Annotated in this window: 21 protein-coding genes; 8 read left to right on the top strand and 13 right to left on the bottom strand. The window is 66.5% G+C overall.

Annotated elements, in window-relative coordinates:
• Genes ABW16_RS05790 through ABW16_RS05775 form a run of 4 tightly spaced genes read right to left on the bottom strand, consistent with a single transcriptional unit; the run spans position 1 to position 5022 of the window.
• A complete protein-coding gene (locus ABW16_RS05790; RefSeq protein ID WP_047318216.1) occupies positions 1-924 on the bottom strand; it encodes an SDR family NAD(P)-dependent oxidoreductase in 924 nt (307 codons plus the stop codon).
• Positions 921-2765 carry a flavin-containing monooxygenase gene (locus ABW16_RS05785; RefSeq protein WP_047318215.1) on the bottom strand — a complete coding sequence of 615 codons (1845 nt, stop codon included), beginning with the start codon at positions 2763-2765 and terminating at the stop codon, positions 921-923. Before ABW16_RS05785 ends, ABW16_RS05790 begins: the two co-directional genes overlap by 4 nt.
• Positions 2762-4144: an aromatic ring-hydroxylating oxygenase subunit alpha gene (locus tag ABW16_RS05780; RefSeq protein WP_047318214.1), complete on the bottom strand. Its 1383-nt coding sequence runs from the start codon at positions 4142-4144 to the stop codon at positions 2762-2764. Before ABW16_RS05780 ends, ABW16_RS05785 begins: the two co-directional genes overlap by 4 nt.
• Positions 4144-5022, bottom strand: coding sequence for an SDR family NAD(P)-dependent oxidoreductase (locus ABW16_RS05775; protein ID WP_047318213.1), 879 nt, complete (start codon positions 5020-5022; stop codon positions 4144-4146). Before ABW16_RS05775 ends, ABW16_RS05780 begins: the two co-directional genes overlap by 1 nt.
• Positions 5023-5352: 330 nt before the next feature.
• Between ABW16_RS05775 and ABW16_RS05770 the strand changes: the two genes are divergently transcribed.
• The 5 genes from ABW16_RS05770 to phoU all read left to right on the top strand — a co-directional run bounded on the left by ABW16_RS05770 (position 5353) and on the right by phoU (position 11249).
• Entirely contained in the window at positions 5353-5937 is a 585-nt protein-coding gene (locus ABW16_RS05770; protein WP_047318212.1) for a TetR/AcrR family transcriptional regulator, read from the top strand.
• 109 nt (positions 5938-6046) lie between these two features.
• Positions 6047-7048 carry an acyl-ACP desaturase gene (locus tag ABW16_RS05765; RefSeq protein ID WP_047318211.1) on the top strand — a complete coding sequence of 334 codons (1002 nt, stop codon included), beginning with the start codon at positions 6047-6049 and terminating at the stop codon, positions 7046-7048.
• Positions 7049-7065: 17 nt separating this feature from the next.
• Positions 7066-8199, top strand: a complete 1134-nt coding sequence (gene dusB, locus ABW16_RS05760; RefSeq protein WP_047318372.1) for a tRNA dihydrouridine synthase DusB — start codon at positions 7066-7068, stop codon at positions 8197-8199.
• A gap of 183 nt (positions 8200-8382) precedes the next feature.
• The gene (locus ABW16_RS05755) at positions 8383-10527 is read left to right on the top strand and encodes an LCP family glycopolymer transferase (RefSeq protein WP_047318371.1); all 2145 of its coding nucleotides are present in this window, start codon (positions 8383-8385) and stop codon (positions 10525-10527) included.
• A gap of 53 nt (positions 10528-10580) precedes the next feature.
• Positions 10581-11249: a phosphate signaling complex protein PhoU gene (phoU, locus tag ABW16_RS05750; RefSeq protein ID WP_047318210.1), complete on the top strand. Its 669-nt coding sequence runs from the start codon at positions 10581-10583 to the stop codon at positions 11247-11249.
• On the opposite strand, the gene hrpA is transcribed toward phoU, so the two are convergent.
• The gene (gene hrpA / locus ABW16_RS05745) at positions 11238-15161 is read right to left on the bottom strand and encodes an ATP-dependent RNA helicase HrpA (RefSeq protein ID WP_200900625.1); all 3924 of its coding nucleotides are present in this window, start codon (positions 15159-15161) and stop codon (positions 11238-11240) included. The two genes, phoU and hrpA, sit on opposite strands and share 12 nt — an antisense overlap.
• A 22-nt stretch (positions 15162-15183) precedes the next feature.
• Entirely contained in the window at positions 15184-15369 is a 186-nt protein-coding gene (locus ABW16_RS25980; RefSeq protein WP_131721473.1) for a hypothetical protein, read from the bottom strand.
• A gap of 28 nt (positions 15370-15397) precedes the next feature.
• Between ABW16_RS25980 and pstS (ABW16_RS05740) the strand changes: the two genes are divergently transcribed.
• Genes pstS (ABW16_RS05740) through pstA (ABW16_RS05730) form a run of 3 tightly spaced genes read left to right on the top strand, consistent with a single transcriptional unit; the run spans position 15398 to position 18380 of the window.
• Positions 15398-16513: a phosphate ABC transporter substrate-binding protein PstS gene (pstS, locus tag ABW16_RS05740; RefSeq protein ID WP_047318369.1), complete on the top strand. Its 1116-nt coding sequence runs from the start codon at positions 15398-15400 to the stop codon at positions 16511-16513.
• Between the two features lie 26 nt (positions 16514-16539).
• A complete protein-coding gene (gene pstC, locus ABW16_RS05735) occupies positions 16540-17472 on the top strand; it encodes a phosphate ABC transporter permease subunit PstC (RefSeq protein ID WP_047318209.1) in 933 nt (310 codons plus the stop codon).
• The gene (gene pstA, locus ABW16_RS05730; RefSeq protein WP_047318208.1) at positions 17469-18380 is read left to right on the top strand and encodes a phosphate ABC transporter permease PstA; all 912 of its coding nucleotides are present in this window, start codon (positions 17469-17471) and stop codon (positions 18378-18380) included. The genes pstC (ABW16_RS05735) and pstA (ABW16_RS05730) overlap by 4 nt, the downstream gene beginning before the upstream one ends.
• Before the next feature lie 118 nt (positions 18381-18498).
• Here the strand turns inward: pstA (ABW16_RS05730) and ABW16_RS27130 are convergent, their stop codons facing one another.
• The 7 genes from ABW16_RS27130 to pstS (ABW16_RS05695) all read right to left on the bottom strand — a co-directional run bounded on the left by ABW16_RS27130 (position 18499) and on the right by pstS (ABW16_RS05695) (position 26697).
• A complete protein-coding gene (locus ABW16_RS27130) occupies positions 18499-20553 on the bottom strand; it encodes a serine/threonine-protein kinase PknD (RefSeq protein ID WP_233424706.1) in 2055 nt (684 codons plus the stop codon).
• 77 nt (positions 20554-20630) lie between these two features.
• Positions 20631-21683 carry a phosphate ABC transporter substrate-binding protein PstS gene (gene pstS, locus ABW16_RS05720; protein WP_047318367.1) on the bottom strand — a complete coding sequence of 351 codons (1053 nt, stop codon included), beginning with the start codon at positions 21681-21683 and terminating at the stop codon, positions 20631-20633.
• A gap of 111 nt (positions 21684-21794) precedes the next feature.
• Positions 21795-22571: a phosphate ABC transporter ATP-binding protein PstB gene (gene pstB / locus ABW16_RS05715; protein ID WP_047318207.1), complete on the bottom strand. Its 777-nt coding sequence runs from the start codon at positions 22569-22571 to the stop codon at positions 21795-21797.
• 237 nt (positions 22572-22808) lie between these two features.
• A complete protein-coding gene (gene pstB / locus ABW16_RS05710; protein ID WP_047318206.1) occupies positions 22809-23585 on the bottom strand; it encodes a phosphate ABC transporter ATP-binding protein PstB in 777 nt (258 codons plus the stop codon).
• Between the two features lie 52 nt (positions 23586-23637).
• Positions 23638-24552 (bottom strand): phosphate ABC transporter permease PstA, encoded by a 915-nt coding sequence (pstA, locus tag ABW16_RS05705; RefSeq protein WP_047318205.1) that lies wholly within the window; start codon positions 24550-24552, stop codon positions 23638-23640.
• Positions 24549-25502, bottom strand: coding sequence for a phosphate ABC transporter permease subunit PstC (gene pstC, locus ABW16_RS05700; protein ID WP_412178179.1), 954 nt, complete (start codon positions 25500-25502; stop codon positions 24549-24551). Before pstC (ABW16_RS05700) ends, pstA (ABW16_RS05705) begins: the two co-directional genes overlap by 4 nt.
• Positions 25503-25578: 76 nt before the next feature.
• Complete coding sequence (gene pstS / locus ABW16_RS05695) at positions 25579-26697, bottom strand: phosphate ABC transporter substrate-binding protein PstS (protein WP_047318203.1); 1119 nt, start codon at positions 26695-26697, stop codon at positions 25579-25581.
• Positions 26698-26799: the final 102 nt, after the last annotated feature.

The following is a 26799-nucleotide window of genomic DNA, read 5'->3' as shown; positions in this document are numbered from 1 at the left end:
CTACTGGGTTCCGTCTGTCTGGGCCATCCCGAAGCTGTACCGGATGTGCGCGGCGTGCCCGTCGGGCACCACCGGGAAGATCACCGGTTCGGTGATGTCGCGGATGGCCTCGATCCGCGCGTCGACGTCCTCGATCGTCCAGGACGGTTGGTACACGCCGGGGCTCTCCACCAGCGCGGCCCGGGCTATCCGCCCGGCCAGGGCGATCAGCACTTCGCCGGTGACCGAACAGGATTCGTGCGCCAGCCAGCCGACCAGCGGCGCCACCAGTTCGGGTTCCATCGGTGGGTATGCGGAGGTGTCGATGCCGTCGGCCATCCGGGTGACCGCCGCCGGGACCACCACGTTGCACCGGACGCCGTGAGTCGCGCCTTCCAGCGCCGCCACGTTGCTCAGGCCGATCACGCCCGCCTTCGCGGCCGCATAGTTGGCCACCTCGGCATTGCCGTAGATGCCGCCGATCGATGAGGTCAGCACCATGCGACCGTAGCCTGCGTCACACATGGCGCCGAAGGCCGCCCGCACCACATGGAACGCGCCACGCAGGTGCACGTCGAGGACCGCGTCGAAGTCCGCCGAACTCATCTCGCGTAACGGGGCCCGGCGGACGTTTCCGGCGTTGTGGATCACGATGTCGACCCGCCCGTAGCGCTCCAGCGCAGCGCCGATGATCGCCTCGCCGCCGTCGGGTGTGGCGACCGACGCGGTACAGGCCACCGCCGCACCGCCCGCATCGCGGATTTCGGCGGCGACCCGCTCGGCCGGATCCTGCCGCACTCCGTCACCGGTGAGGTCGGCACCGGTGTCATTGACGACGACAGCGGCTCCGCGCTGCGCCAGCAGCTGCGCGTAGGCGCGGCCCAGTCCGCGCCCGGCACCGGTCACGACGGCGACACGGCCGTCGAACCGAAGCCGTTGCGTCATCGCAGCTCCAAACCGTTCAGGTCGCCGGCGTCACGCCACTGCTTCAACAGATCGTCGAAGGCGTAGAAGCCCGGCGAGTAGACCTCGCCCAGGAACGAGCGGCTGGCCTCGCCGAATCCGCGGCCCTCGTTGTTGTAATAGCCGGGCGTGCACGATAAGTCGAACGCCGAGTTGTCGAATGCCAACTCCCGGATGGTGTTGACCCAGGCATTCTGACCCTCCTGGCTGGGCTCGACGACCGTCGCTCCCCGGTTGAGAGCCTCGGCGATGATGTAGGCGATGTGCTCGGCCTGCTGCTCGAACATCGCAGTGGTGTTGGCCGACACACCGCCCTGGATGAAGCCGGTGTGGAACTGGTTGGGAAACCCGCGGCTGGTCATCCCGTGCAGGGTCTGGAACCCGTCGCGCCAGTGGTCGAACAGCGACACCCCGTCGCGTCCCTCGATGACGTCGATCGCGTACCGACGGCTGATCTCCGTGGAGATCTCGAAACCACTGGCGAAGATGACGCAGTCGACCTCGTACTCGATGCCGCCGGCGACAATGCCCTTCTCCGTGAGCTTTTCGACGCCCTTGGACTCGGCTACGTCAACCAGCGTGACGTTGGGCCGATTGAACGCGGGCAGGTAGGTGTCGCTGGAGGTCGGGCGCTTGCACATGAACCGGTAGTACGGCTTGAGCGCCTCGGCGGTCTGCGGATCCTCGACGATGTCGTCGATGCGGCGGCGCAGCCGCTCCATGATCTTGTAGTCCTCTTCCTCCCGCATCGCCATGATCTCCTCGACCCCCAGCGCCGTCGGGTCGGGGCTGGCGCCGATGCGAGCGGTCAGGTTGCGACCCAACTCGGTCCAGAAGTCGCACACCATGTCGGGGGCGTCGAACACCACGCCCTCGAACGGCGACCAGCGGTGAAAGTTGCGCTTGCGTTCGGCCTGCCAGCCCGGCTGCAGCGACGCGGCCCACTTCGGGTCGGTGGGCTCGTTGCCGCGAAAGTCCACCGACGACGGTGTGCGCTGGAAAACGTAGAGCTGCTTGGCATCCCGCCCAAGGTGCGGGACCAGCTGCACGCCAGTCGCGCCGGTGCCGACCAGAGCCACCCGCTTGTCGGCGAGCTTGTGCAGGCCACCGTTCGCGTCGCCGCCGGTGTAGTCGTAATCCCAACGGGCCGAGTGGAAGACGTGACCGCCCGCGTTCGTGAAGTCCTTGATGCCGGCGATGCCGGGCAACTTGGGCCGGTTGTAGGAGCCCTGCGCCATCACCACGAAACGCGCCCGCAGGTCGTCGCCCCGGTTCGTCGTCAGCCGCCAGCGCTTGATCTCCTCGTCCCAGCGGACGGTGCGCACCTGGGTCGAGAAGATCGCCCCGTCATAGAGGCCGAAGTGCTTTCCGATGTTCTGACAGTGCTGGAAGATCTCGGCGCCGTCGGCGAACTTCTTGGACGGGATGAAGTCGAGCTCTTCGAGCATCGGGACATAGCAGTACGCGTCGTTGTCGCACTGGATGCCCGGGAATCGGTTCCAGTACCAGACACCACCGAAATCGCCGCCCATCTCGATAACCCGCACGTCGGCCACGCCGGCCTTCTTCAGGTAGGCGCCGGCCAGCAGTCCGGCGATGCCACCGCCGAGGACGACGACCTCGATGTCGGCATCGATGGGTTCACGTGGAGTCACCGCGGTGTGTGGATCGACCTCGGCGAACTCCACAAAGTCATCCTTGAGTTCGAGGTACTGACTGGAGCCGTCGGAGCGAAGACGTCTGGCCCGCTCAACGGCGTATTTCTCCCGCAGCGCGTCGATGTCGAAGTCGTCCGGCGTCTGGGTCGGCGGGCAGTCCGTCATCGATCTTTTCCTGTCGGGATCTCTCGAGGCGCGCCGGCGCCCATGTACTTCGACAACTGGTGGTGCAGGTTGACGATGGCGCGCTCGCGGTACGGGTTGGGCTTGGCGCCGGGATAGCCAAGGGATTTCATCCCCTGCTGCACCGCGGCCATGTTGGAGAAGTCCTGCGGCAGCACCGAGCGCCAGTTCGGGTCGCCGACCGGGGTGTGCTCCCACTCGGTCTGCGGTTCTTCGCCTTTGGGGAAGAGTTCGAACACCGAGACCTCGAAGATGCACTTGTCGGGGTTATAGCTCGGATGCGGCCGGGCGCTGTAACACAGCGCGCTGGTCAGGCCCTGGCCGATCTGGAAGTTCGGGAAGATCTGCCAGGCGGTGCCGGCCTGCCCGAGCACGTCGGGAGGAATCGTCGGCCAGATGACCCCGCGGGCCTCGTCGTCGCGGCGCGCCGAGGCCAGCCAGTGTTCCAGGACCTTATCGGCCGGGGTGCCCTCGGGCAGCTCGTCGACCAGGCGCTTGGCGGCGTTCACCAGGGTCGCGGTGGTGGTGGCGTTGGTCTCCTCCATGGTGTAGACCTGCATCTCCGCCGTCGACACCCGTGGATCGGCGCCGGTCCCCAGCCGGATCTTCGACTTCGTCGCCTCCAGATCGTCGGGAGCGTCGTAGCCGAGGTTGCTGTGCTTGCCCTGCACCCGGGCCCAGCCCTTGAACTCACCGAACCTGTTGAACTCCGGATGGGTGGTGTAGACGTGGTAGGTCTCGTTGAAGGCCTCCATGGCGACCTTCCAATTGCAGTCGAACTCAAGCCATTTGCGCCACTTGTAGCGCATGTTCTCCAGGCCGAACGGTTCGAGGATCTTCGCGGCCGGGAACAGGTAGTCCGCCAGCGATTCGCAGTCGGGATCCATGTTGATCCAGAGCCAGCCGCCCCAGGTATCGACCCGCACCGGACCCAGATGGGTGTTCGCGGGCGTCAGAGTGCCTTGCCAGTCATCCTGTTCGCGAATGTGGGTGCAGGCGCCGTCGAGTCCGTACGTCCAGCCGTGGAAACCACAGACGAACGACTTGCGGGTGCGGGCGCAGGCGTTCTTAGCCCCGGCGGGTGTGTCGACCAGTCGGCGGCCGCGGTGCATGCAGACGTTGTGATGCGCGTGAAAGGTGTCCGGTCCGCTACGGACCACGATGATCGAGTCGTCGAGGATGTCGTAGGTGAGGTAGCTGCCCACCTCCGGCAGGTCTTCGACCCGCCCGACCTGCTGCCACACCTTGCGCCACAACTTGTCTCGCTCGGCACGGGCGTAGCTCTCCGATATGTAGGCCTCGACACCGATCGTGACCGGGTTTGCGAGTTCTTCGTCTGAACTCTGGACCGGATCGGTCATCACATCCTCCTTATCGCAGCACGGAAGGTGTCGTCCTTGAGGAACAGGGAGGTGTTGTCGGCACCGAGGTGACTCCATTTGAGGTTGAGCCCGCCGTCGACCAGCAAGGTCTGCCCGGTGATGTAGCTGGCCAGGTCCGAGAGCAGAAACAGGATCGGCCCGGCCTGTTCCTCGGGCCGCCCGCGACGTCCCATGGCGATCGCCTGCAAGTCGCGGTCGGGGTCGGCGTCGGTGTAGGTAGCCGAGGCAGCGGTGTTGGTGACTCCCGGGGCCACCGCGTTGACGCGAATCCCCGCCGCCGCCAACTCGACGGCCATGGTGCGGGTCATCGCGACGATCGCGGCTTTTGCGGTGCCATAGGCGATGTGAAACGGCGCGGTGTTCATCCCGCTGATCGAGGAGATCGACACGATCGAGCCCGGCCGCTGCGCAGCGACCAGTTCGGCGGCGACGGCACGGCTCAGGAAGAACGCGGTTTCCAGGTTGTTCGTGAAGATCTTTCGCCACTCGGCGCGGGCCACCCTGGTGGACGGCATCCAGGTCGCCGGCTCGGCACCACCGGCGACGTTGACCAGGCCGTAGAGCCGCCCGTCGGCGCGTTGCGCAGCTTTCAGCACCGTGGCGACGCCCTCGTCGGTCGACACGTCGGCCGCCACGGGTATCACCGGCAGGCCACGGTCCGCCAACGGCGCGACGTGCTCGTCGAGGTTTTCCGGCGAGCGGCTCACCGCGATCACGGTGGCGCCGGCCTGCGCGGCCATCGTGGTGACCGTCGTGCCGATGCCGCCGCCGCCGGCACCCGCCACCACCACGATCCGGCCCGCAAGGCTGAGGCTGAGATCGCTCGACAGGCTGGGGGGAGTGGAGTGATCCGCCATGACCCGCTTTCACCTGGCACAGACCGCAATCCACACTCCCCGGTAGGGACTGAGATCGCGAATTTGTCCGGACAACATATGTCATTCTTCGTTCCGAAGAATACTATTCCGCAGCGGCAAGCGCAGAGTCAAGAGCGGAGCCGTCAGGCCCGCGGCTCTTATTGTCTGGACCAACGCGGCGCTGCCTCGCCCACCCCGGTTCCGCGGTGCCGCCGCCTCCCGGTGGGGCGAGCAATCGCGACATGCGCTTTGAGTCATGATGGAGATTCACATCGAGCGTCGCCAAGCTTGACTACGCGCGTTGTGAGAACGACCCCGAGGAGATGCGAAGTGTCTTCCAGTCAACGCCCGGGCCGCTGGACCGGAGTCCCGCTCGCAGAGCGCCAGGCCCTGCGCCGCGACGAATTTCTCGCCGCCGGCGTGCAACTCCTCGGCGACGAACGCGGGCCCACGCTGACCATCCGATCGGTCTGTCGCGCCGCCGCGCTGACCGAACGCTACTTCTACGAGAGCTTCGCCGACCGTGACGAATTCGTGCGCCAGGTATACGACGACGTGTGCACCCGGGCCTTGACGACACTGCTGTCCGCCCGCAATCCCCGCGAGGGGGTGGAACTTTTCGTCACCATGATGCTCGACGACCCGACCCGCGGCCGGGTGCTGCTGCTGGCCCCGGAGAGCGAACCGATCCTGTATCGCGCCGGCGCCAAGTGGATGCCGGACTTCATCGTGATGCTGCAGCGCACCCTGACCGGGATCGACGACCCCGCAATCCAGCAGATGGTGGCGACCGGGCTGGTCGGCGCCCTGACCACCCTGTTCGCCGCTTACCTGAACGGCCAGCTCAAGGCCGGCCGCGAGCAATTCATCGACTTCTGCGTCGACATGCTGCTCAATGCGCAGATCGCGCACTAGGCCGGGGTCACAAGCTCACAGCCAAACACGCGCGGCAAAAACTTGATGCTACCGACAGACACAGATATATTGCCTGCAACTAGTCGACACAGATATCTGGGGAGCTGGCATGACGCGGGAATGGACCGACCTGGAGTTGCTGCACGAGCTCCAGCCCGTCGTAGAGAAACTCATCAACCGACACTTCTCCATGGCCAAGGACTGGAACCCCCACGACTACATCCCCTGGTCCGAAGGCAAGAACTACTACGCGCTCGGCGGGCAGGACTGGCATCCTGAGCAGTCCAAGCTGTCCGAGGTCGCCCGGACAGCAATGGTGCAGAACCTGCTGACCGAGGACAACCTGCCCTCGTACCACCGCGAGATCGCGATGAACTTCACCATGGACGCACCTTGGGGCACCTGGGTCAACCGCTGGACGGCCGAGGAGAACCGCCACGGCATCGCCCTGCGCGACTACCTGGTGGTCACCCGCAACTGCGATCCCATCGAACTGGAAACGCTGCGGATGGAGACCGTCAACCGCGGCTTCAGCCCCGGCCAGAACCACCAGGTCCAAGACGACCTGTTCGCCGAGAGCCTGTTCGACTCGGTGATCTATGTGAGCTTCCAGGAACTGGCGACCCGGATCTCGCACCGCAACACCGGCCAGGCCTGCAATGACCCCATCGCCGACCAGCTGCTGGCGCGGATCTCGCACGACGAGAACCTGCACATGATCTTCTACCGGGACATCAGCGCCGTCGGCTTCGACATCGCGCCGGAACAGGCGATGCGTTCGCTGCACCGAGTGCTGGCCAATTTCCAGATGCCCGGATTCGTGGTCCCGGAGTTCCGCCGCAAGGCCGTGATCATCGCGGTCGGCGGTGTCTACGACCCGATCATCCACCGCGACGACGTGGTGATGCCGGTGCTGAAGAAGTGGGGCATCCTCGAACGCGACTTCACCGGCGAAGCGGCTCGCTACCAGGAGGAGATCGCCAAGATCGTCGCCGAGCTGGACGACACCTGCGAGAAGTTCGAGCTGGCCAAGCAGCGCCGGCTCGAGCGGGAGGCCAAGATGGCCGAGAAGCGTGCCGCCAAGAAGGTGTTGGAGCCATCAGCGTCGTAACTGACGAGCAGCGGACGCTGCGGATCGGGTCGATCGAGCTTGCCAGCCCCGTGGTGCTGGCCCCGATGGCCGGCGTGACCAACGTCGCATTCCGCACGCTCTGCCGCGAGCTGGAGCAGTCCCGGGCCGGAACGGTCAGCGGGCTCTACGTGTGCGAGATGGTGACCGCACGCGCGCTCGTTGAACGGCACCCCGCCACCCTGCACATGACGACGTTCGCGCCGGACGAGTCACCGCGCTCGCTGCAGCTCTACACCGTGGACCCAGACACCACCTACGCCGCGGCGAAGATGATCGCCGATGAGGGACTCGCCGACCATATCGACATGAATTTCGGCTGTCCGGTGCCCAAGGTGACCCGCCTGGGCGGCGGGTCGGCACTGCCCTACAAGCGCCGGCTGTTCGGCAACATCGTCGCCGCAGCGGTGCGGGGCACGGCCGGCACCGACATTCCCGTGACCGTGAAATTCCGGATCGGCATCGACGACGCCCACCACACCCATCTGGACGCCGGGCGCATCGCCGAGGCCGAGGGTGCCGCGGCGGTGGCCCTGCACGCCCGGACCGCGTCTCAGCGCTACTCCGGCACCGCCGACTGGGAGCAGATCGCGGCGCTCAAGGCGCAGGTCCGTTCGATCCCGGTGCTGGGCAACGGCGACATCTTCGAGGCCGGCGACGCCCTGGCCATGATGGCGGCGACCGGTTGCGACGGCGTGGTGATCGGACGCGGCTGCCTGGGGCGCCCGTGGTTGTTCGGCGAGCTCTCGGCCGCTTTCGCGGGCCGGCCCGCCCCCACCCCACCCACGCTGGGCGAAGTCGCCGACATCATCCGGCGCCACGGCGAGCTGCTGGCGCGGCATTTCGGCGAGGACAAGGGCATGCGCGAGATCCGCAAGCACGTCGCCTGGTACCTGCACGGATTCCCCGCCGGTTCCGGGCTGCGGCGCGAGCTGGCGATGGTGACCACGCTCTCCGAGCTCGACGAATTGCTGAGGCAGCTGGACGGATCGGTCCCCTTCCCCGCTGCCGCCACCGGCCCTCGGGGACGCCAGGGGTCGCCGGCCAAAGTCAGCCTGCCTGAAGGGTGGTTGGAGGATCCCGATGACTGTGCGGTGCCAACCGGGGCGGACATTATGCACTCGGGTGGCTGAAATGAGACTTTGTCGACATCGCGTGTCTGGCAAGTTCTCAGTAGAATAAGTACCTTATTGCCCCAGGCAGGGATTGTCCCTGCGGGGGCAGACGCAGGTGCGGAGACCAATGCCGATCATCCGCATCGCGCCGACGTGCGAGCGACGCGCGCCGGGACCAAGGACTCGGAGGCCCCTGAGGACATGAGTGACGGCGATAACGCCACTCCTGGCCGCTGGGTGCCGGAGGGCAATGACGACGACGGCGACCATCAGCTGATGACGATGACGCCGCCCGGCCCCGCACCCTGGGAACGCTGGCAGAACCCGTCCTCGGACGACGCCCCCCGTCGGCGAAGCGGGTCGCGTCGCCGCAACGGTGGCAACGGCTCGGTGAGCGTTGCTGAACTGATCGCCAGGGTCAACGCGGACGCCCCGCCGTCCGGCGGGCGCAGCCAACGCCGGACCATCCCGGACTCACCGTCAGTTCCCGAAGCACCCGAGCCCGTCGGGCCCGTTTCGGTATCCGAACCGGAAGCCCGCTATGTGCCGGCGCTCGACCTCGCCGATGCACCGGCCCCGATGCCCGACATCGCCGAAGTGGCCTACCCGTCGGAAGTACCCGACCTCGACCGTATTCACGGCACGTCACTGCTGCCGGCCGTCGCCCCCGACGAAGACGAGTGGGCGCGCACCACCGAGATGCCGCCGGCGCGGATCGACCCGCCTCGCCACACCGGCCCGGCGGACGCCGAACCGGTCCCGCACGGGCCCCACCACCGCGCGAAGCTCGCGGGCCGGGCGGTCGCCGCCATGATGGCGATTCTGGCCCTGGTGCTGACGGGTTCGGCCTGGCAGTGGAGCTCGTCGAAAAACCGCAGCCTCAACCACATCAGCGCGCTGGACCCCAACTCGCACGACATTCTCGATGCGGCGGGCCAATACGGCGACGAGAACTTCCTGATCGTCGGCGCGGACACCCGCGCCGGTGCCAACAGCGATATCGGCGCCGGGAGCACCGAGGACGCCGAAGGAGCGCGCTCCGACACCATCATGCTGGTCAACATCCCGGCGAACCGTAAACGCGTGGTGGTGGTGTCGTTCCCGCGCGACCTGGCGATCACCCCGATCCAGTGCGAGGCCTGGAACTCCGTGACCGGCGCCTACGGACCGATCTACGACGAGGAAACCGGAACCTACAGCGACGACATCGTCTACACCGAGACGAAGCTGAACTCGACCTACGCCTTCGGCGGACCGAAGTGTCTGGTCAAGGAGATCCAGAAACTGTCCGGACTGGCGATCAACCGGTTCATGGCCGTCGACTTCGTCGGGTTCGGCAAGATGGTCGACGCGCTCGGCGGCGTCGAGGTGTGCACCCCCAGCCCGCTGTACGACCTTGTACTGGGCAGCGTCCTGGAGGACTCCGGCCGCCAGCGCGTCAACGGCGGGACCGCGCTGAACTACGTGCGGGCCCGACACGTCACCACCGAGGACAACGGCGACTACGGCCGCATCAAACGCCAGCAGCTGTTCTTGTCGTCGCTGCTGCGTTCGTTGATCTCCACCAACACCTTCTTCTCGCCGACCAAGCTCAACAATGTGGTCAACATGTTCATCGGCGACAGCTCGGTGGACAACGTCACCACCAAGGACCTGGTGAACCTCGGCCAGTCGTTGCAGAAGGTCGCCGCCGGACACATCACCTTCGTCACGGTGCCAACCAGTGAGACCGATGAAAACGGCGACGAGGTCCCCCGGATGGACGACGTGCGGGCACTGTTCGACGCCATCATCAACGACGACCCCCTGCCCGGCGAGAACGACCACAACGCGACCTCGGTCCCGACCACGGCGGCAGCCAGTCCCACGACCCCGTCCACGTCCCTGCCCGGGTCACCGGCCGTCCCGGCACCCAAGCCGCTGAGCGAGCAGGTGCACGCGGTCACGACCTCACCCGCCGATGTCACGGTGCGGGTGTCCAACGCCACCGAGCAGTCCGGCCTGGCCGGCGCCACCTCCGAGGGCCTGCAACAGTGGGGCTTCAACGTCGACAACGCCGACGACTACCCCGGCACCGTGAAGTCCACCAAAGTGTTGTACTCCCCCGGAAACGAGCAGGCCGCCGCCACGGTGTCCTCGGCGCTGTCGGGCGCACCGATCGAGAGAGTCAGCGGGCTGGGCAGCATCGTCCGCGTTGTCCTGGGATCGGACTTCCGCACCGTGACCAAGCCCGCGGCCAGCGGCTCGCAGGTCAGCGTGCAACTCAACCGCGGCGCCAGCGTCGAGCCGACCGAACTGCCCGACGATCTGACCGTCACCAACGCCGCCGACACCACCTGCGAGTAGCGCCGCTTCCGCCCAACCCGCGCGAATCGCGGTCCACGGTTAGTCTTGAGGGCATGCGAACCGCGTACCACGAGCAACTCTCGGATCTGGCTGAACAGCTCGGCACGATGTGCGGCTTGGCCGGGGCAGCAATGGAACGCGCCACTCAGGCCCTGCTGCAAGCCGACCTGATGCTGGCCGAGCAGGTGATCACCGATCACGAGAAGATCGCCGCAATGAGTACCCGCGCCGAGGAAAGCTCCTTCGTGCTGTTGGCGTTGCAGGCCCCGGTCGCCGGGGATCTGCGAGCCATCGTCAGCTCCATTCAGATGGTGGCCGACATCGACCGGATGGGCGCGTTGGCCCTGCACGTCGCCAAGATCACCCGCCGCCGTCATCCGCAGCACGCACTGCCCGAAGAGGTGAACGGCTACTTCGCCGAAATGGGCAGGCTTGCAGTCGAGTTGGGCAACAGCGCCCAAGAGGTGCTGTTGTCGCGCGACCCGGAGAAAGCCGCCCGGATCCGCGAAGAAGACGACGCGATGGACGACCTGCACCGGCATCTGTTCTCGGTGCTGATGGACAAGGAGTGGCGGCACGGGGTGGCCGCCGCCGTGGACGTGACGCTGCTGGGCCGGTTCTACGAGCGGTTCGCCGATCACGCCGTCGAGGTCGCTCGCCGGGTGATCTTCCAGGCCACCGGCAAGTTCCCCGACGAGCACACCCTGCCGTCAAGCGAGTAGTGCGTCGATCGCCCGGTAGATGCGCTGTTCGCTGACGGGGCGTGGGGTGCCGAGCTGTTGCGCCCACAGACTCACCCGTAGCTCTTGGATCTGGCGGGCGATGTCGCGCACGTCGTTGTCGCGATGGCGCGCCGTGGGCAGGGCCGACAAAAGGTCCTGGTAGGCGTCCTGCACCGCCTGTACCCGGGTCATCCGTTCCCGGTCGGCCTGCAGTGCACGGGGCAGCTGCTCCACCCGGCGGCGGATGGCGGTCAGATAGCGGGTGAGGTCCCCCAGATGTGCCCGGCCGGTCGCGGTGACGAACCCGGGCGCCAGCAGCGCGTCCAACTGGCCGGCGATATCGGCGATCGCCTCGGCCTGGCCGGCCGGCGGCTGCGCCGGTAGCGCCACTTGGGTGTCCCGGGCAGCGGCCAGCACCTGCGCGACCCGCGTCACCACATCGGCAGTGGTGGGGACCAGCGCGGCGGCCACCCGGTTCCGCAGTGCGATGTACTCGTCGCGGGTCCACACCGGCGCCGGCGTCAACGCGTCGGTCGCGGCGTCGGCGCAGTCGTCGATGAGCGCCGCCAACGACCCGTTCGGGTTCGCCTTGAGCATCAGACGTGTCTGCGAATCCAGCTGACGTTCAACCGTTTTGACCGGCGAAGGAATGTCACAGCGCAGCAGCCGGCGGATACCGGGACCCAGCGCGGACCGCTGCTGCGCCTCGGTGGAGAACACCCTCAGTTGCGCGGTGGCGCCGGCGTCGGCGAAAGCCGGGAAGCCACGAACGGCGCGCCCGGCCACCACCCGCTGCACGGCGCGCGGCAGCGTGTCCAGGTCGTCCGGCCAGCTGCGCAGCCCGCTGCGCTCCAGTTCGGCGCCGACCGCATCGGCGACCGCCTCGCGTGCCGACGCTGCCAGTCGGTCCTGCAAGGCGCCAAGGTCTTTGCCGCGAGCCACCTCGGTGCCGTCGGCGGCCTCGACGGCGAAGGTGACCCGCAGGTGGGCGGGCAGTTTGGCCAGGTCGAAGGCATCGATCGGCACCAGCACACCGGTGCGACGACGCAGTTCGCGGACCAGCGCCTCGAGCAGTGGTTCGCCTTCCGGCGCGATTGCCGACAGCACCGCGCGGGCGGTGTCGGGGGCCGGAACGAAGTTGCGTCGCAGATCTTTGGGCAGGGACCGGATCAGCGCGGTGATCAGCTCTTCGCGCAGCGCCGGTACCTGCCAGGCGAACTCGTCACCGCCGAGGCGTGCCAGCACATCGATCGGTACGTGGACGGTGACGCCGTCGTCGGCGGCGCCCGGCTCGAAGCGGTAGGTCAGCGGCAACGCGAGATCCGCGGTCGCCCAGCTGTCCGGCCGGTCGGCGCCGAGTGTCTCGTCGGTGCGCAGCAACTCGTCGCGGGTGAACGTCAGGAGGTCGGGCGTGGCCTGCCGTTGCTTCTTCCACCAGCCGTCGAAGTGCCGCGCCGAGACCACCTCGGCGGGAATGCGGGCCTCGTAGAGGTCGTAGACGGTGTCGTCGTCGACGATCAGGTCGCGACGCCGGACCCGGTCTTCCAGCTCCTGCAGTTGGTCACGCAGCGCGGCGTTGTCGGCCAGGAACCGGTGCCGGGTTGCCCAGTCGCCCTCCACCAGCGCATGCCGGATGAACAGTTCACGGGCCGCCGCCGGCTCCACCCGGGCGTAGCCGACCCGGCGGCGCGCCACCAGCGGAAGCCCGTAGAGCGTCACCTTTTCGAAGGCCATCACCTCGCCGCGCTTGGCGTCCCAGTGCGGTTCGCTGTAGCTGCGCTGCACCAGGTCTGCCGCGACCCGCTCGACGGTTTCGGGTTGGATGCGCGCAGCGGTACGCCCGAACAGCCGGCTGGTCTCCACCAGCTCAGCCACCATCGTCCAGCGTGGCGGTCGTTTGGCCAGCACCGAACCGGGGGCCAGCACGAATTTCGAGTTGCGCGCGCCGGCGAACTCGCGGCCGTCATCGCGTCGCATTCCGACGTGCGACAACAACCCGGCCAGCAGTGCGGCGTGGATGGCAGCCGGCTGGGCCGGCTCGCCGGATTCACGGACGCCGATATCGGCTGCGATGCTGCGCAGCTGGCCCACCAGGTCCTGCCATTCCCGGATCCGCAGGTAGTGCAGGAACTCATTGCGGCACATCCTGCGAAATGCGCTGCCGCTCAGAGATTTACGCTGCTCGGACAGATACGACCACAGGTTGAGGTAGGCGGTGAAGTCGGAATCGTCGTCGACGAACCGGGCGTGCTTGGCCCGGGCCGCCTCCTCCCGGTCGACCGGCCGCTCCCGCGGGTCGGGAATGGTCAGGGCGGCGGCGAGCACCAGCATCTCGCGCACACAGCCCTCGGTCTCGGCGGCCAGGATCATCCGGCCCAGCCGCGGGTCCACCGGCAGCCGGGCCAGCCGGCGCCCGACATCGGTGATCGCACCCTGCGCATTGAACGCGCCGAGCTCGACCAGCAGCGCGACCCCGTCGCGGATGCTGCGCGAGTCGGGCGGGTCGAGGAAACCGAAGTCCTCCACCGCACCGAGCCGCAGCGACGCCATCCGCAGCAGCACCGCGGCCAGGTTGGTGCGCAGCACCTCGGGATCGGTGTAGCGCGGGCGGGTGTCGAAGTCGGCTTCGCTGTAGAGCCGGATGCACACCCCGGGCGCGGTGCGGCCGCACCGGCCGCTGCGCTGGGCGGCGGAGGCCTGCGAGATGGGCTCGATCGGCAGCCGCTGAACCTTCAGCCGGCGACTGTAGCGCGAGATGCGCGCATTGCCCGGGTCGATCACGTAGCGGATGCCCGGTACGGTCAGCGATGTCTCAGCCACGTTGGTGGCCAACACGATCCGTCTGCCGGCGCGCGCCGGGGCGAATACCTTCTGCTGTTCGGCGGTGGACAGCCGCGCATACAGCGGCAGCACCTCGGTGTTGACCAAACCGCCGAGGGCCTCTGCGGTGTCGCGGATCTCGCGCTCGCCGGACAGGAACACCAGGACATCGCCGGGTGGTTCGGCGGACAGTTCGTGCACCGCGTCGACGATCGCCTCGATCTCGTCGCGGGTCTCGGTGCGGATGATCTCGTGATCCGGGTCGTCCGGGTCATCACCGGCGGCCGAGCCGACCGGCAGCTCCAATGGGCGATAACGGATTTCCACCGGATAGCTGCGACCGGACACCTCGACGATCGGCGCGCCCCCGCCGTGCCCATCTGCGAAGTGCGCTGCGAAACGCTGGGGTTCGATGGTGGCCGAGGTGATGATCACCTTCAGGTCCGGGCGGCGCGGCAACAACTCCCGCAGGTAGCCGAGAAGGAAGTCGATGTTGAGGCTGCGTTCGTGGGCCTCGTCGATGATCAGCGTGTCGTAGCGCAGCAGCCGACGGTCCCGTTCGAGTTCGGCGAGCAGGATGCCGTCGGTCATCAGTTTGACGCACGTGCGCGTCGACACCCGGTCGGTGAACCGGACCGCATACCCGACGACATCGCCGAGCGGGCTGCCCAGTTCGTCGGCGATGCGCTGAGCAACGGTGCGGGCGGCCAGCCGCCGCGGCTGGGTGTGGCCGATGGTGCCGCGGATACCGCGGCCCAGTTCCAGGCAGATCTTGGGCAACTGGGTGGTCTTACCGGAACCGGTCTCGCCGGCCACCACCACGACCTGGTGGTCCCGGATAGCCGCGGCGATCTCGTCGCGGCGGCTACTGACCGGCAGGTCGGGATAGCGGACATCCGGCACCGCGGCGCGCCGCGCGGCCACCAGTGCCTGCGCCTCGTCCATCCGCTGCGCCAGCTTTCGCAACTGCTCCGGCTTTGCGCCGCGCAGGTCCTTCAGGCGCCGGCCGAAATAGACCGCGTCCCGAACGGTCAGCTCGTCGAGGAGCGTGCGCAGCTGCGCGACGGACGGTTCGACCACTTCGCGAAGCATACGGGCTGGGTCGGCTTACCTGTCATCTGGCTTTTAGCCAGTCCATATCGACGTCATCAGAATTCCACCAGAATTCCACCGTTAGATCATGGCAGTTCACCGTAGCGTAACCTGCGTTCACCGCATTAAATGGGAAGTAACCCGGATCGCACGCAATTGTTGGGAATTGGCGGCCGGGTTTATCCGGTGATGCCGCACCAGCGGCCATCACCCTAATTTGTGTGCGAAAGGGCAATGTGAAACTGAACGGAATTGGTGCGACGCTGGGCATTGTGGCGACCGGCGCGTTGGTGTTATCCGGGTGCGGCAGCGACAAGAACACCGACACCGCGGAGAAGACCACCTCGGGCTCGGCGGCCGCCGGCGGAAACTGCGGCGGCACGGAAACGCTCAAAGCCAGCGGCTCGACCGCCCAGCAGAACGCGATGGCCCGGTTCGTCAAGGCGTTCATCGACGAGTGTTCGGACCACAACGTCAACTACACCGCCAACGGATCGGGCGCCGGTATCCGGGAGTTCGTCGGCGGCCAGACCGACTTCGCCGGCTCCGACGTCCCGCTGGGCGCCGACGACTACGCCGAGGCGCAGCAGCGCTGCGGGTCCCCGGCATGGAACCTGCCGGTGGTGTTCGGTCCGATCGCGATCACCTACAACATCCCCGGCGTCGACAATCTGATCCTCGACGGCTCGACCGCCGCGAAGATCTTCAACGGCACCATCACCAGCTGGGATGACGCGGCGATCAAGGCGCTCAACCCGACGGCCACGCTGCCCGCCCAGCCGATCCACGTGGTGTTCCGCAGTGACGAGTCCGGGACCACCGACAACTTCCAGCAGTACCTGGATGCCGCCTCCGGTGGGGCCTGGGGCAAGGGCGCCGGAAAGTCCTTCAACGGCGGTGTCGGCGAAGGGGCCAAGGGCAATGACGGCACGGCCGGAGCCATCGCGGCCACCGAGGGGGCGATCACTTACAACGAGTGGTCATTCGCCCAGGCCAAGAATCTGTCCACCGCCCAGATCGTCACCTCCGCCGGTCCCGACCCGGTCGCGATCAGCACCGAGTCGGTCGGCAAGACCATCGCCGGCGCCACCATCAAGGGGCAAGGCAACGACCTGGTACTCGACACGGCGTCGTTCTACCAGCCGACTCAGACCGGCTCGTACCCGATCGTGCTCGCCACCTACGAGGTGGTGTGCTCGAAGTACCCGGACGCCGACGTCGGCACGGCGGTGCGGTTGTTCCTGAAGTCCACCATCGGCGCGGGCCAGAGCGGTCTGGCCGACAACGGTTACGTGCCGATCCCCGAGGCTTTCAAGGCTCGCCTGGCGTCCGCGGTCGACGCCATCTCGTGACCCCCGGGAATCCATCGACGCCGCTGATGAACAACCGCTCGCCGCGAGGCGAGCGGTTGTTCCGGGCGGCCGCGGTCTCGGCCGGATCGACAGTGGTGGTGGCGATCGCGCTGATCGCGATCTTCCTGCTGGTGCGCGCTTTCCCGTCGTTGCTCGCCAACGAGGCGAACTTCTTCACCAGCCCGGAGTTCCGCACAGGAGATCCCGACCACCTGTCGTTCGGCATCCGGGACCTGCTGATGGTCACGGTGTTGAGCTCGGTATTCGCATTGACGCTGGCGGTGCCGATTTCGGTCGGTATCGCGGTCTTCCTCACCCAGTACGCGCCCCGGCGGCTGACCCGACCGTTTGCCGTGGTGATCGACCTGCTGGCGGCGGTTCCGTCCATCATCTTCGGCCTCTGGGGAATCTTCGTGCTGGCACCGATGCTGGTGCCGATGATGCGCTTCCTGCGCAGCCACTTCGGCTGGCTGTTCCTGTTCCATAAGGGCAACGTGTCGCTGGCCGGCGGCGGCACGATCTTCACCGCGGGAATCGTGCTGGCCGTGATGATCCTGCCGATCATCACCTCGGTCTCGCGGGAGGTATTCCGCCAGACCCCCTTCGCCCACATCGAAGCCGCCCAGGCCCTGGGAGCCACCCGGTGGGAGGTGGTCCGCATGGCGGTGCTGCCCTACGGCCGCAGCGGCGTGATCGCCGCGGCGATGCTGGGCCTGGGCCGGGCGCTGGGCGAGACGGTCGCGATGCTGATCATTCTGCGGGCCGCGGCACAGCCCGGGAATTGGTCGCTGTTCGACGGCGGGTACACGTTCGCATCCAAAATCGCCTCGGCGGCCGCGGAGTTCAGTGCCCCGCTGCCGACCGGCGCCTACATCGCTGCGGGGTTCGCATTGTTCGCGCTCACGTTCTTCGTCAACGCCGCCGCCCGCGCGGTGGCCGGCGGCAAGGTCAACGGATGACGGCCCAACTGCTCGACGCACCGGTCAAACCGTCGGTGTCACCTCGCCATCACCTCAGCATGCGGCGCCGGGTGACGGACAAGCTTGCCACGGCGGCGTTCTATTCCTCGTTCGGCGTCGCGGCGATCCCGTTGGTCTGGCTGCTCTGGGTCGTGGTGGCCCGCGGTTGGCACGCGATCGCCAGTCTGAGCTGGTGGACGCACTCACTACGCGGCGTCCTGCCCGAAGAATTCGCCGGCGGGGTGTATCACGCGCTGTACGGCACCCTGGTGCAGGCCGGGGTAGCCGCCGTGCTGGCGGTACCGCTGGGGCTGATGACGGCGATCTACCTGATCGAGTACGGCGGCGGCCGATGGGCGCGATTGACCACCTTCATGGTCGACGTGCTCGCCGGGGTGCCTTCGATCGTGGCGTCACTGTTCGTCTTCAGCCTGTGGATCGCCACCCTGCGATTCGAGCAGAGCGCGTTTGCGGTGTCGCTGGCGCTGGCTCTGCTGATGTTGCCGATCGTGGTGCGCTCCACCGAGGAGATGCTGCGCCTGGTCCCCGACGAACTGCGGGAGGCCAGTTACGCACTGGGGGTGCCGCGATGGAAGACGATCCTGCGCATCGTCATTCCCACCGCGCTCTCGGGCATTCTGTCGGGAATTTTCTTGTCGATCGCCCGGATCATCGGTGAGACCGCCCCCGTGCTGGTGCTGGTGGGCTACAGCCGGTCGATCAACTTCGACATCTTTCACGAGAACATGGCCTCGCTGCCGCTGCTGATCTATTCCGAGCTGGGGAACCCGCAGGCGGCCGGGGCTGCCCGAGTCTGGGGTGCGGCGCTGACGCTGATCATCCTGGTCGCAATCAGCGCGATCGTGGCAGCCGTGGCGACTCGGCTCACCTCGGTCCACGACCGCTGACCCATCAACCCCGCGGTTCAGCGAGGCTCGACGAAGGAGAGGCGAAGCTGGAACCGCGGCATCAGCCCCGCGGTTCAGCGAGGCTCGACGAAGGAGAGGCGAAGCTGGAACCGCGGCATCAACCCCGCGGTTCAGTGCCCCCCACCAGTTTCACCACCCGGTTGTTGCCCCGGTCGGCGACGTAGAGGGTGCCGTCCGGACCTACCACGACCTGCAGCGGGGTGTTCAGGCCGGTGAACGGCAGCTTTGTCTGGGTATTGGACCCGGCGGCCAGCTTCAGCACGGCGTGGCTGCTGTGATTGGTGACGAAGACGTTGCCGGCACCGTCAACGGTGACGCCCCACGGCGCATCGAGACCGGTGAACGGGAGCACGCTCTGGGTGTTGGATCCGGCCGCAAGCCGCACCACCCGATCATTGTCGGTGTCGGTGACGTAGACGTTGCCGGCGGAGTCGAGAGCCACGTCGTCGGGGTTGTGCAGCCCGGCGAACGGCAGCACCACCTGGGTGTCGGCTCCGGCGGGCAACTTGACCACCCGGTTGTTACCCCGGTCGGCGACGTAGACGCTGCCGTCGTTGTCCACCACCAAGCCTTCCGGATAGTTCAGCCCAGTGAACGGCAGGTCGGACTGAACGTTGGAATCCGGGTCGAGCTTCACCACCCGATTGTTGAAGTCGGTGACGTACACCGCACCGGCCCGATCGACGGCTACGCCTTGCGGTTCGTAGAGCCCGGTGAACGGCAGCATCACCGGGGCGTTCGATCCCGGTTCCAGCTTCACCACCCGGCCGTACATGCTCTGGTTGGTGACGTAGACGTTTCCGCTACTGTCCAACGCCAACCCGCCCGGGGACAACCGGAAGCTCAGACCGTCCAAGGGCAGCACACTCTGCCCATTCGCCGACGCCGACGCCGACGCCGCGGGGGACGTATCCGAGCGGTGGGTGACCGCGTAACCACCCACGCCGACTGCGACCAGCAGCGCCGCGGCTGCCGCGGCCGGCACCAGCCATCGGCGGTCGCCGCGGTTCTTTGCCTCGGCGGCAAATGCCGGTGCGGCAGCCGGGGACTGCTGCGCCGGCCGGTCCCGCCAACCGGTGATGGCGGGCCGCATCTGCGTCTGATCCTGCGGCTGGTCGTAAGAGTTCGGTTCGTAGCCGCGGTGCTCGTAGCCGACCGACTGCTGCCGGTACCCGGAGGCGGGAGAGCTCCCGCCGCCGTTGGTGGCGGCGCCGACGGAGCTGGCCATTCGGGTAGCCACGCCACCCTGCTGCACGATCATCGCGGCCTGATGCTGCTCCGCTGTGGTCAGCGCGTCGTGCGCGGCACGGGCCAGGTCGCCGGCGCTGCTGAATCGCTCCCGCGGATTCTTCGCCATCCCCCTGGCGATCACCTGGTCCAATGCGATCGGCACCAGGCCCGGCCGCAGCTGACTGGGCCGCGGGGCGGGCTCCATCAGATGTGAGGCGATCAGTCGTTCAATGGTCTCGCTCCGGTACGGCTGCACACCGCTCAGACACTCGCTCAGCACACAGGCCAGCGAATAGATGTCGGCACGGTAGTCGACTTCGGCCCCACTGAACCGCTCTGGCGCCATGTAGTTGTAGGTGCCCAGCGCCATCCCGGTCTGGGTCAGGCCGGGGTCTGCCGCGGCGCGGGCAATGCCGAAATCGACCAGGTAGGCGAAATCATCCCGGGTGAGCAGGATGTTCGCCGGCTTGATGTCGCGATGGGTGATTCCGCCGGCGTGTGCGGCGTCCAAGGCGGCGGCCACCTGTTCGATCACCGCCACCGCTCGCGCCGGGGCCAGCGGGCCGGAGCGCTGCAACTCCATGCCGAGGTCGTTGCCGTCGATCAGCCGCATCTCGACGAACATCTGTCCGTCGATCTCGCCGTAGTCGTGGATGGGCACCACATGCGGCTCGGTCAGTCGGCCCGCCGCGTCGGCCTCACGCTGCATCCGGCTTCGGAACGCCGGATTGTTCGACAGCACGGGGGCGATCAGCTTCAGTGCAACCGATCGGTGCTTGCGGGTGTCTTCGGCCTCATAGACCTCACCCATACCGCCTCGCCCCAGCAGCCGGAGCAACCGGTATGGACCGAATTGGGAACCCACCTGCGAAGCCAGCCCGCTGTTGTTCACGACGCTCCATTCACCGGTCACGATCGACATCAAGCAATCAACTGTTGCGTGAACAGAAGATTAATCAAAGGTTACCAGTGAAAATGGAACTCCGCAGATCTAGAAGATCAGGAAATAGCGTCGACCGCCGTCTTCAATTTCGACGTGAATTCCGGCGGCAGCGGAATATAGCCGTACTGGTCCAGGTCCTGCTGTCCGTCGCCGATCGCCGCTTGCATAAACGCCTTGACCGCTTGCGCCGTCGCCGAGTCGGGGTATTGCGAGCAGACGATCTCGTAAGTCACCAAGACGATCGGGTAGGCACCCGCCACGGTCGGTTTGTAAAACGAGGAGGTGTCCACCACCAGATCGTTTCCGGCACCGCTGAACTTGGCTCCGGCGATGGTCTTATCCACCGAGTCGACGGAGATGGTCACCGGTTGCGGGCCCGCCGACGTGACGATCTGGGCCATGTTGAGCTCGCGCCCCACCGCATAGGACCACTCGTTGTAGGTGATCGACCCCTCGGTGGTTCGCAACAGCGCCGAGGTGCCGTCGTTGCCGGCGGCCCCGACACCGGTACCGCCGTTGAAGGTCTTGCCCACACCGCGGCCCCAGGAACCGTCGGAGGCGACGTCGAGGTACTTCTGGAAGTTGTCGGTGGTTCCGGAGTCGTCGCTGCGGAACACCACGTGGATGGGCTCGGCGGGCAACGCCGCGTCCTTGTTGAGAGCTTTCAGCGCGGGGTCATCCCACTTGGTGATGGTGCCGTTGAAAATCTTGGCCAACGTGGGACCGTCCAGGTCGAGTTCGTTGACGCCGCCGATGTTGTAGGTCACGGCAATCGGGCCGAATACCGTCGGCAGGTGCCAGGGCGTCGAGCCGCACCGCGCCGCCACCCGCTGCGGCTCACCGTTCGACGGGTCAAGCGGCGAGTCGGATCCGGCCAATTCGGTTTGCCCACTGGAGAATTCAGCGATGCCGTTGCCGGACCCGTTGGCCCGGTAGTCCAGGGTGTAGTCCGGGCAGGCCCGAATGTAGGCGTAGACGAACTGTTCGATCGCGTGCGCCTGGGCCGTCGAACCGCTCGCGGTCAGCTTCTGCTTGCCGCCGCACTGCACCGCTGAGGAGCCCGACCCTGACGCCGACGACGATTGGCCCCCACCGCAGGCCACGACCATCAGCAGTACGGCCGCAAGGAGACTCGAGGCGATACCGAGTCGGTTGATCGTCAACGGCGCTCCTTCGGCGGTCAGCGTGAAAACCACACGGTAGCCGAATCCGGTAATAAGTCAGCCAAAGCGGCCCGAGATGTAGTCCTCGGTTTCCTTAAGTCTCGGATTAGAGAAGATCTTCTCGGTGCCGTCGATCTCGACCAACCGGCCGGGTTTGCCGACGGCCTCCAGGTTGAAGAACGCCGTCTGGTCGCTCACCCGCGCGGCCTGCTGCATGTTGTGGGTGACAATGACGATGGTGTAGTCCTGCTTGAGCTGGGAGATCAGCTCCTCGATGGCCATCGTCGAGATGGGATCCAACGCCGAGCAGGGCTCATCCATCAACAGCACGTCGGGTTGCACCGCAATCGCCCGCGCGATGCACAGCCGCTGTTGCTGACCACCCGACAGCCCGCCACCGGGCTTGTCCAGCCGGTCCTTGACCTCATTCCACAGGTTCGCCCCGCGCAGCGACTGTTCGACGGTCTCGTCGAGCAACTTGCGATTGCGCACACCTTGCAGGGTCAGGCCGGCGACCACGTTGTCGCGGATCGACATGGTGGGAAACGGGTTTGGGCGCTGAAACACCATCCCGATCGCCTTACGCACCCCCACCGGGTCGATGCCGGGTTGGTAGATGTCCTCGCCGTCCAGCAGCACCGAGCCCTCGACCCGCGCTCCCTGGATGACCTCGTGCATCCGGTTGAGGGTGCGCAGCACCGTCGACTTGCCGCAGCCCGAGGGACCGATGAACGCGGTGACACTGCGTGGTGGTACCGACAACGTCACGTCGGCCACCGCGTGAAACGACCCGTAATAGATGTTGACGTCGCTCAGGTCCAACCTTTTGGCCACTGGCAGCCTTCTCCTCACTCGACTCAACCTGTCCCGGCCTGAATGTTCGACGGCCCAGACCTTCTTGGAGCAACGATCTGGGCGCCAGCCTAGCCACGATCTTGAGTCCTGCAATGTGGAGGGACGCACTGGCTCTGCCAAAGTACGCCGCGAAGCGTGGCGCAGGACCTTCGGGCGATATCCGAAATACGCTACGCCCCAGGCGGTTAAGCTGCCCAGCGTGACGCTTGCGCTCGCCTAGCCGAAGCGGCCGGAGATGTAGTCCTCGGTTTCCTTGAAGCTCGGGTTGGAGAAGATCTTCTCGGTGCCGTCGATCTCGACCAACCGGCCGGGCTTGCCAGCCTCAACCAGGTTGAAGAACGCCGTCTGATCGCTCACCCGCGCCGCCTGCTGCATGTTGTGGGTGACAATGACGATGGTGTAGTCCTGCTTGAGCTGGGAGATCAGCTCCTCAATGGCCATCGTCGAGATGGGATCCAACGCCGAGCAGGGCTCATCCATCAACAGCACGTCGGGTTGCACCGCAATCGCCCGCGCGATGCACAGCCGCTGCTGCTGACCACCCGACAGCCCGCCACCGGGCTTGTCCAGCCGGTCCTTGACCTCATTCCACAGGTTCGCCCCGCGCAGGGAGAACTCCGCGGTTTCGTCGAGCTTTTGGCGGTTGCGGATTCCCTGCAGCTTGAGCCCCGCCACCACGTTGTCGCGAATTGACATGGTGGGGAAGGGATTCGGTCGCTGAAACACCATTCCGACGGCTTGACGGACTCCCACCGGGTCGATTCCCGGACGGTAGATGTTCTCGCCGTCGAGCAGCACCGAACCCTCGATTCGGGCCCCCGGGGTGGTCTCGTGCATCCGGTTGAGCGTGCGCAGCACCGTCGACTTGCCACAGCCCGATGGACCGATGAACGCGGTGACGCTGCGTGGTGGTACCGACAGCGACACGTCGGCCACCGCGTGAAACGACCCGTAATAGATGTTGAGGTCGGTGAGGTCCAACCTTTTAGCCACCGTGCAGCTCTCCTTGTTCGCCCACCGCTACGCGCTGGTTGTCGAGACAGATCTAGAACTTCTTGGGAGCGAAGATGCGTGCCCCGAACCTGGCCGCGACATTGAGTATCGCGATCAGCAGGATGAGCGTCAGCGCGGCGCCCCAGAGACGATCCGTGGGAACCGCGCTGGCGCCCGCCCCCGCCGAGGTCTGGTCATACATCATTCCCGGCAGCGACCCCATGAAGCCGTGGAACATATCGAAATTCATGGCCTGCGAATAGCCGACCAGGATCAACAGCGGCGCGGTCTCACCCATCACCCGGGCCAGCGCCAACAGGATTCCGGTGACGATGCCCGACAACGCGGTCGGAATCACGATGCTGGTGATGGTCTTCCACTTCGGTGCGCCCAACGCGTAGCTGGCTTCGCGCAGGTCCATCGGAATGATCCGCAGCATCTCCTCGGTCGCGCGCACGATCACCGGCACCATCAGCAGCACCAACGACAGCGACACCGCGAACCCGGATCGGTGAAATCCCAAGGTGGCCACCCACAGCGCGTAGATGAACAGCGCTGCGACGATCGACGGCACTCCGGTCAGGATGTCGACCGAGAAGGTTGCGAGCTTGCCCAGTCGGGTGCCGGCACCGTATTCGACGAGATAGATCGCGACGAAGATCCCGACCGGGATCGAGATGGCCGCGCACAGCAGTCCTTGCAGTAGCGTCCCGACGATCGCATGGTAAGCGCCGCCGCCGGCCACGAATGCCGTCATACCGGCCTGCGAGTGCGTCCACCAGGTACTGGTACTGACGACACCGAAACCGAATTTGAACACCGAGTACATCACCCACACCAGGGGCACCAACGCCAAGGCCATCGCGAAGGTGACCAGAAGCGTCGCAATCGAATTGGCCATCCGGCGGCGCACCCCGACCCCGGCGAACGTGCGCAGCTTCACGGGCCGGTCCAGCAACGCGGTCATGAATGCACCTTCTGGGTGATCGCCACGCGCGCCAGCGCGTTGACGATGAGCGTCAGCACGAACAGCACCAACCCGGCTGCGATGTAGGCACCCGCCTTGTACTGATCGTTGAACTCCGATGCGGTGGCGGCGATCTTGGTGGCGAAGGTGGAACCGCCGTCGAACAGCGACCAGTTGAACGCCTTCTGGGTGGAGCGCAGGATGATCAGCAACGCCACCGTCTCACCGAGCGCGCGGCCCAACCCCAGCATCGCGGCGCTGATGTAGCCGGACCGGCCGAACGGCAACACCACCATCTTGATGACTTCCCAGCGGGTGGCGCCCAGCGCCAGCGCGGCCTCGACCTGGCCGCGGGGCGTCTGGGCCAGCACCTCGCGGGTGACCGCGGTGATGATCGGCAGGATCATCACCGCCAGCACGATTCCGCCGATGAAGATGGTGCCGCCGCCCGCCACCGACGCGTTGCCGTCGGCGAACAGGAAGATTCCACCGAGATGTTCGTTGAGCCATAGCGCGGTGCCGCGTAACTGGGGGGCCAGCACGTACAGGCCCCACGCCCCGTAGATGATCGACGGCACGGCGGCAAGGAGTTCGACCATGTAGCCCAGGAGCCCCACCAGTCGTCGGGGCGCGTATTCGGCGAGATAGACCGCGACGCCCAGAGCGACCGGCATGGCCAGCACGAGCGCGAACACCGAGACGAACACCGTCACCTGCAACATCTCCGCGATGCCGAAGTGCATGGCGGAGGTGTTGGTGGTGACCCAACTGCCGCCGTAGGTGAAGAAATTCTCCCGGTTGCGCTGCAACGCCGGTATCGCCCGCAGCAGTAGGAAGCCCCCGACCGCGCTGATCAGCACGATGATCAGCACCCCGGAGCCTTCTGCCACCAGGCGGAACAGCCGATCTTGCAGGCGACTTCCGGTGGAACGCACCGCCGTCCGGATCACCGACGGCTTCGATGCAGGCGCGGACACAGACGAGTCGGCGATGCTTGACACCCCCTCATCGCTTGCGGCACGGCGGCTACTGGATCGCGTCGATGGCGGCACTGAGGCGCCGTTTCAACTGGTCCGGCAACCGAACGTAACCGGCGGACGACAATTCGTCCTGGCCGCTGGTGGAGGCCGTCCTGAGGAAGGACTTCACGGCCGCCGAGGTGTCGGGGTCGTAGCCTTTGGAGCAGACGATCTCATAGGTCACCAAGACTAGCGGGTAGGCAGCGGCCTGCTTGGTGCCGTAGAGCGACCTCAGGTCCAGCCGCATGTCGTTGCTGTCCTCGGAGACGAATCCGGCCGACTGGATCGCCACACCGGCCGATTCGTCGGTCGCGGCGACCACCCCGGAGCCCGAGTCGATCATCGCCGACCGGAGGTTGGCCTGGTCGGCGAAGCCCTTCTCGACGTAGCCGATGGCACCCGGCGTGCTCTGCACCGCCTGTACCACCCCGGCCGACTTCTGCGCACCCTCGCCGACACCGCCCTGGAATTCGCTGCCTTCGCCCTTGGTCCAGGTCTGCGGCGCCGCGGCGCTGAGGTACTTCTGGAAGTTGTCGGTGGTGCCCGACGAGTCCGAGCGGTAGATCGGCGTGATGGCGATCGCCGGCAGTTCCACGCCCGGGTTGAGGGCGACCAGCGCGGGGTCGTTCCAGCTGGTGATGGCACCGCTGAAGATCCGGGCCAGCACGTCACCGTTGAGGACCAGGTTCTCCACCCCGTCGAGGTGGTAGGCCATGCTGACCGGCCCGAACACCAGCGGCAGATGCCATGCCGGGTTCTGGCCGCACCGGTCGGCCGCCTCGGCGACCTGGGCTTCGCCCAGCGGCGAGTCCGAACCGGCGAAGTCGACGTGCCCGGCGATGAACTGTTCGCGGCCCGCGCCCGACCCGGTCGGGTTGTAGGACAGGTTCTTGCCCGAGCACTGCTTGCCCCACACCTGGTTGAACACTGCGATCGCGTTCTGCTGAGCAGTCGATCCCTCGGCGGTCAGCGTGTTCTTACCGGCGCACTCGGCGGAGTCGGCTTTGCCCGCGGTGGTGCCGGTCCCCGCCGGGCTTGCGGTGTTGTCATCGCTGCCGCAGCCACTGAGCGCCAGACCGGTCATCGCGGCCGCCACCAGCGCAAGACCCGCCTTTGTGCGTTTCATCAGTTCTCGCTTTCTCGCTTCCGGTTCAAATCTCTCCGGGAACGTATGCGGCACTTATGGATGGCAACCACATGGCAGATGAACGGGCGGTGAATAGATTTC

Origin of the sequence: Mycolicibacter heraklionensis (genome assembly GCF_001021505.1) — a bacterium.
Classification (GTDB): Bacteria; Actinomycetota; Actinomycetes; order Mycobacteriales; family Mycobacteriaceae; genus Mycobacterium; species Mycobacterium heraklionense.
Note: the sequence above shows the minus strand (reverse complement) of the source record. Positions and strands in the feature narration are given on the sequence as shown.

What these genes read in the sequence shown, in the direction of transcription:
- ABW16_RS05765 (WP_047318211.1), top strand. Translation starts at nt 6,047, where the DNA reads ATGACGCGGGAATGGACCGACCTGGAGTTGCTGCACGAGCTCCAGCCC.
- ABW16_RS05780 (WP_047318214.1), bottom strand. Translation starts at nt 4,144, where the DNA reads ATGACCGATCCGGTCCAGAGTTCAGACGAAGAACTCGCAAACCCGGTC.
- pstS (WP_047318367.1), bottom strand. Translation starts at nt 21,683, where the DNA reads ATGGTCGTGGCCTGCGGTGGGGGCCAATCGTCGTCGGCGTCAGGGTCG.
- pstS (WP_047318203.1), bottom strand. Translation starts at nt 26,697, where the DNA reads ATGAAACGCACAAAGGCGGGTCTTGCGCTGGTGGCGGCCGCGATGACC.
- ABW16_RS05755 (WP_047318371.1), top strand. Translation starts at nt 8,383, where the DNA reads ATGAGTGACGGCGATAACGCCACTCCTGGCCGCTGGGTGCCGGAGGGC.
- ABW16_RS05790 (WP_047318216.1), bottom strand. Translation starts at nt 924, where the DNA reads ATGACGCAACGGCTTCGGTTCGACGGCCGTGTCGCCGTCGTGACCGGT.
- ABW16_RS27130 (WP_233424706.1), bottom strand. Translation starts at nt 20,553, where the DNA reads ATGTCGATCGTGACCGGTGAATGGAGCGTCGTGAACAACAGCGGGCTG.
- ABW16_RS25980 (WP_131721473.1), bottom strand. Translation starts at nt 15,369, where the DNA reads ATGGCCGCTGGTGCGGCATCACCGGATAAACCCGGCCGCCAATTCCCA.
- ABW16_RS05775 (WP_047318213.1), bottom strand. Translation starts at nt 5,022, where the DNA reads ATGGCGGATCACTCCACTCCCCCCAGCCTGTCGAGCGATCTCAGCCTC.
- pstA (WP_047318205.1), bottom strand. Translation starts at nt 24,552, where the DNA reads ATGACCGCGTTGCTGGACCGGCCCGTGAAGCTGCGCACGTTCGCCGGG.
- pstC (WP_047318209.1), top strand. Translation starts at nt 16,540, where the DNA reads ATGAACAACCGCTCGCCGCGAGGCGAGCGGTTGTTCCGGGCGGCCGCG.
- pstA (WP_047318208.1), top strand. Translation starts at nt 17,469, where the DNA reads ATGACGGCCCAACTGCTCGACGCACCGGTCAAACCGTCGGTGTCACCT.
- phoU (WP_047318210.1), top strand. Translation starts at nt 10,581, where the DNA reads ATGCGAACCGCGTACCACGAGCAACTCTCGGATCTGGCTGAACAGCTC.
- ABW16_RS05785 (WP_047318215.1), bottom strand. Translation starts at nt 2,765, where the DNA reads ATGACGGACTGCCCGCCGACCCAGACGCCGGACGACTTCGACATCGAC.
- hrpA (WP_200900625.1), bottom strand. Translation starts at nt 15,161, where the DNA reads ATGCTTCGCGAAGTGGTCGAACCGTCCGTCGCGCAGCTGCGCACGCTC.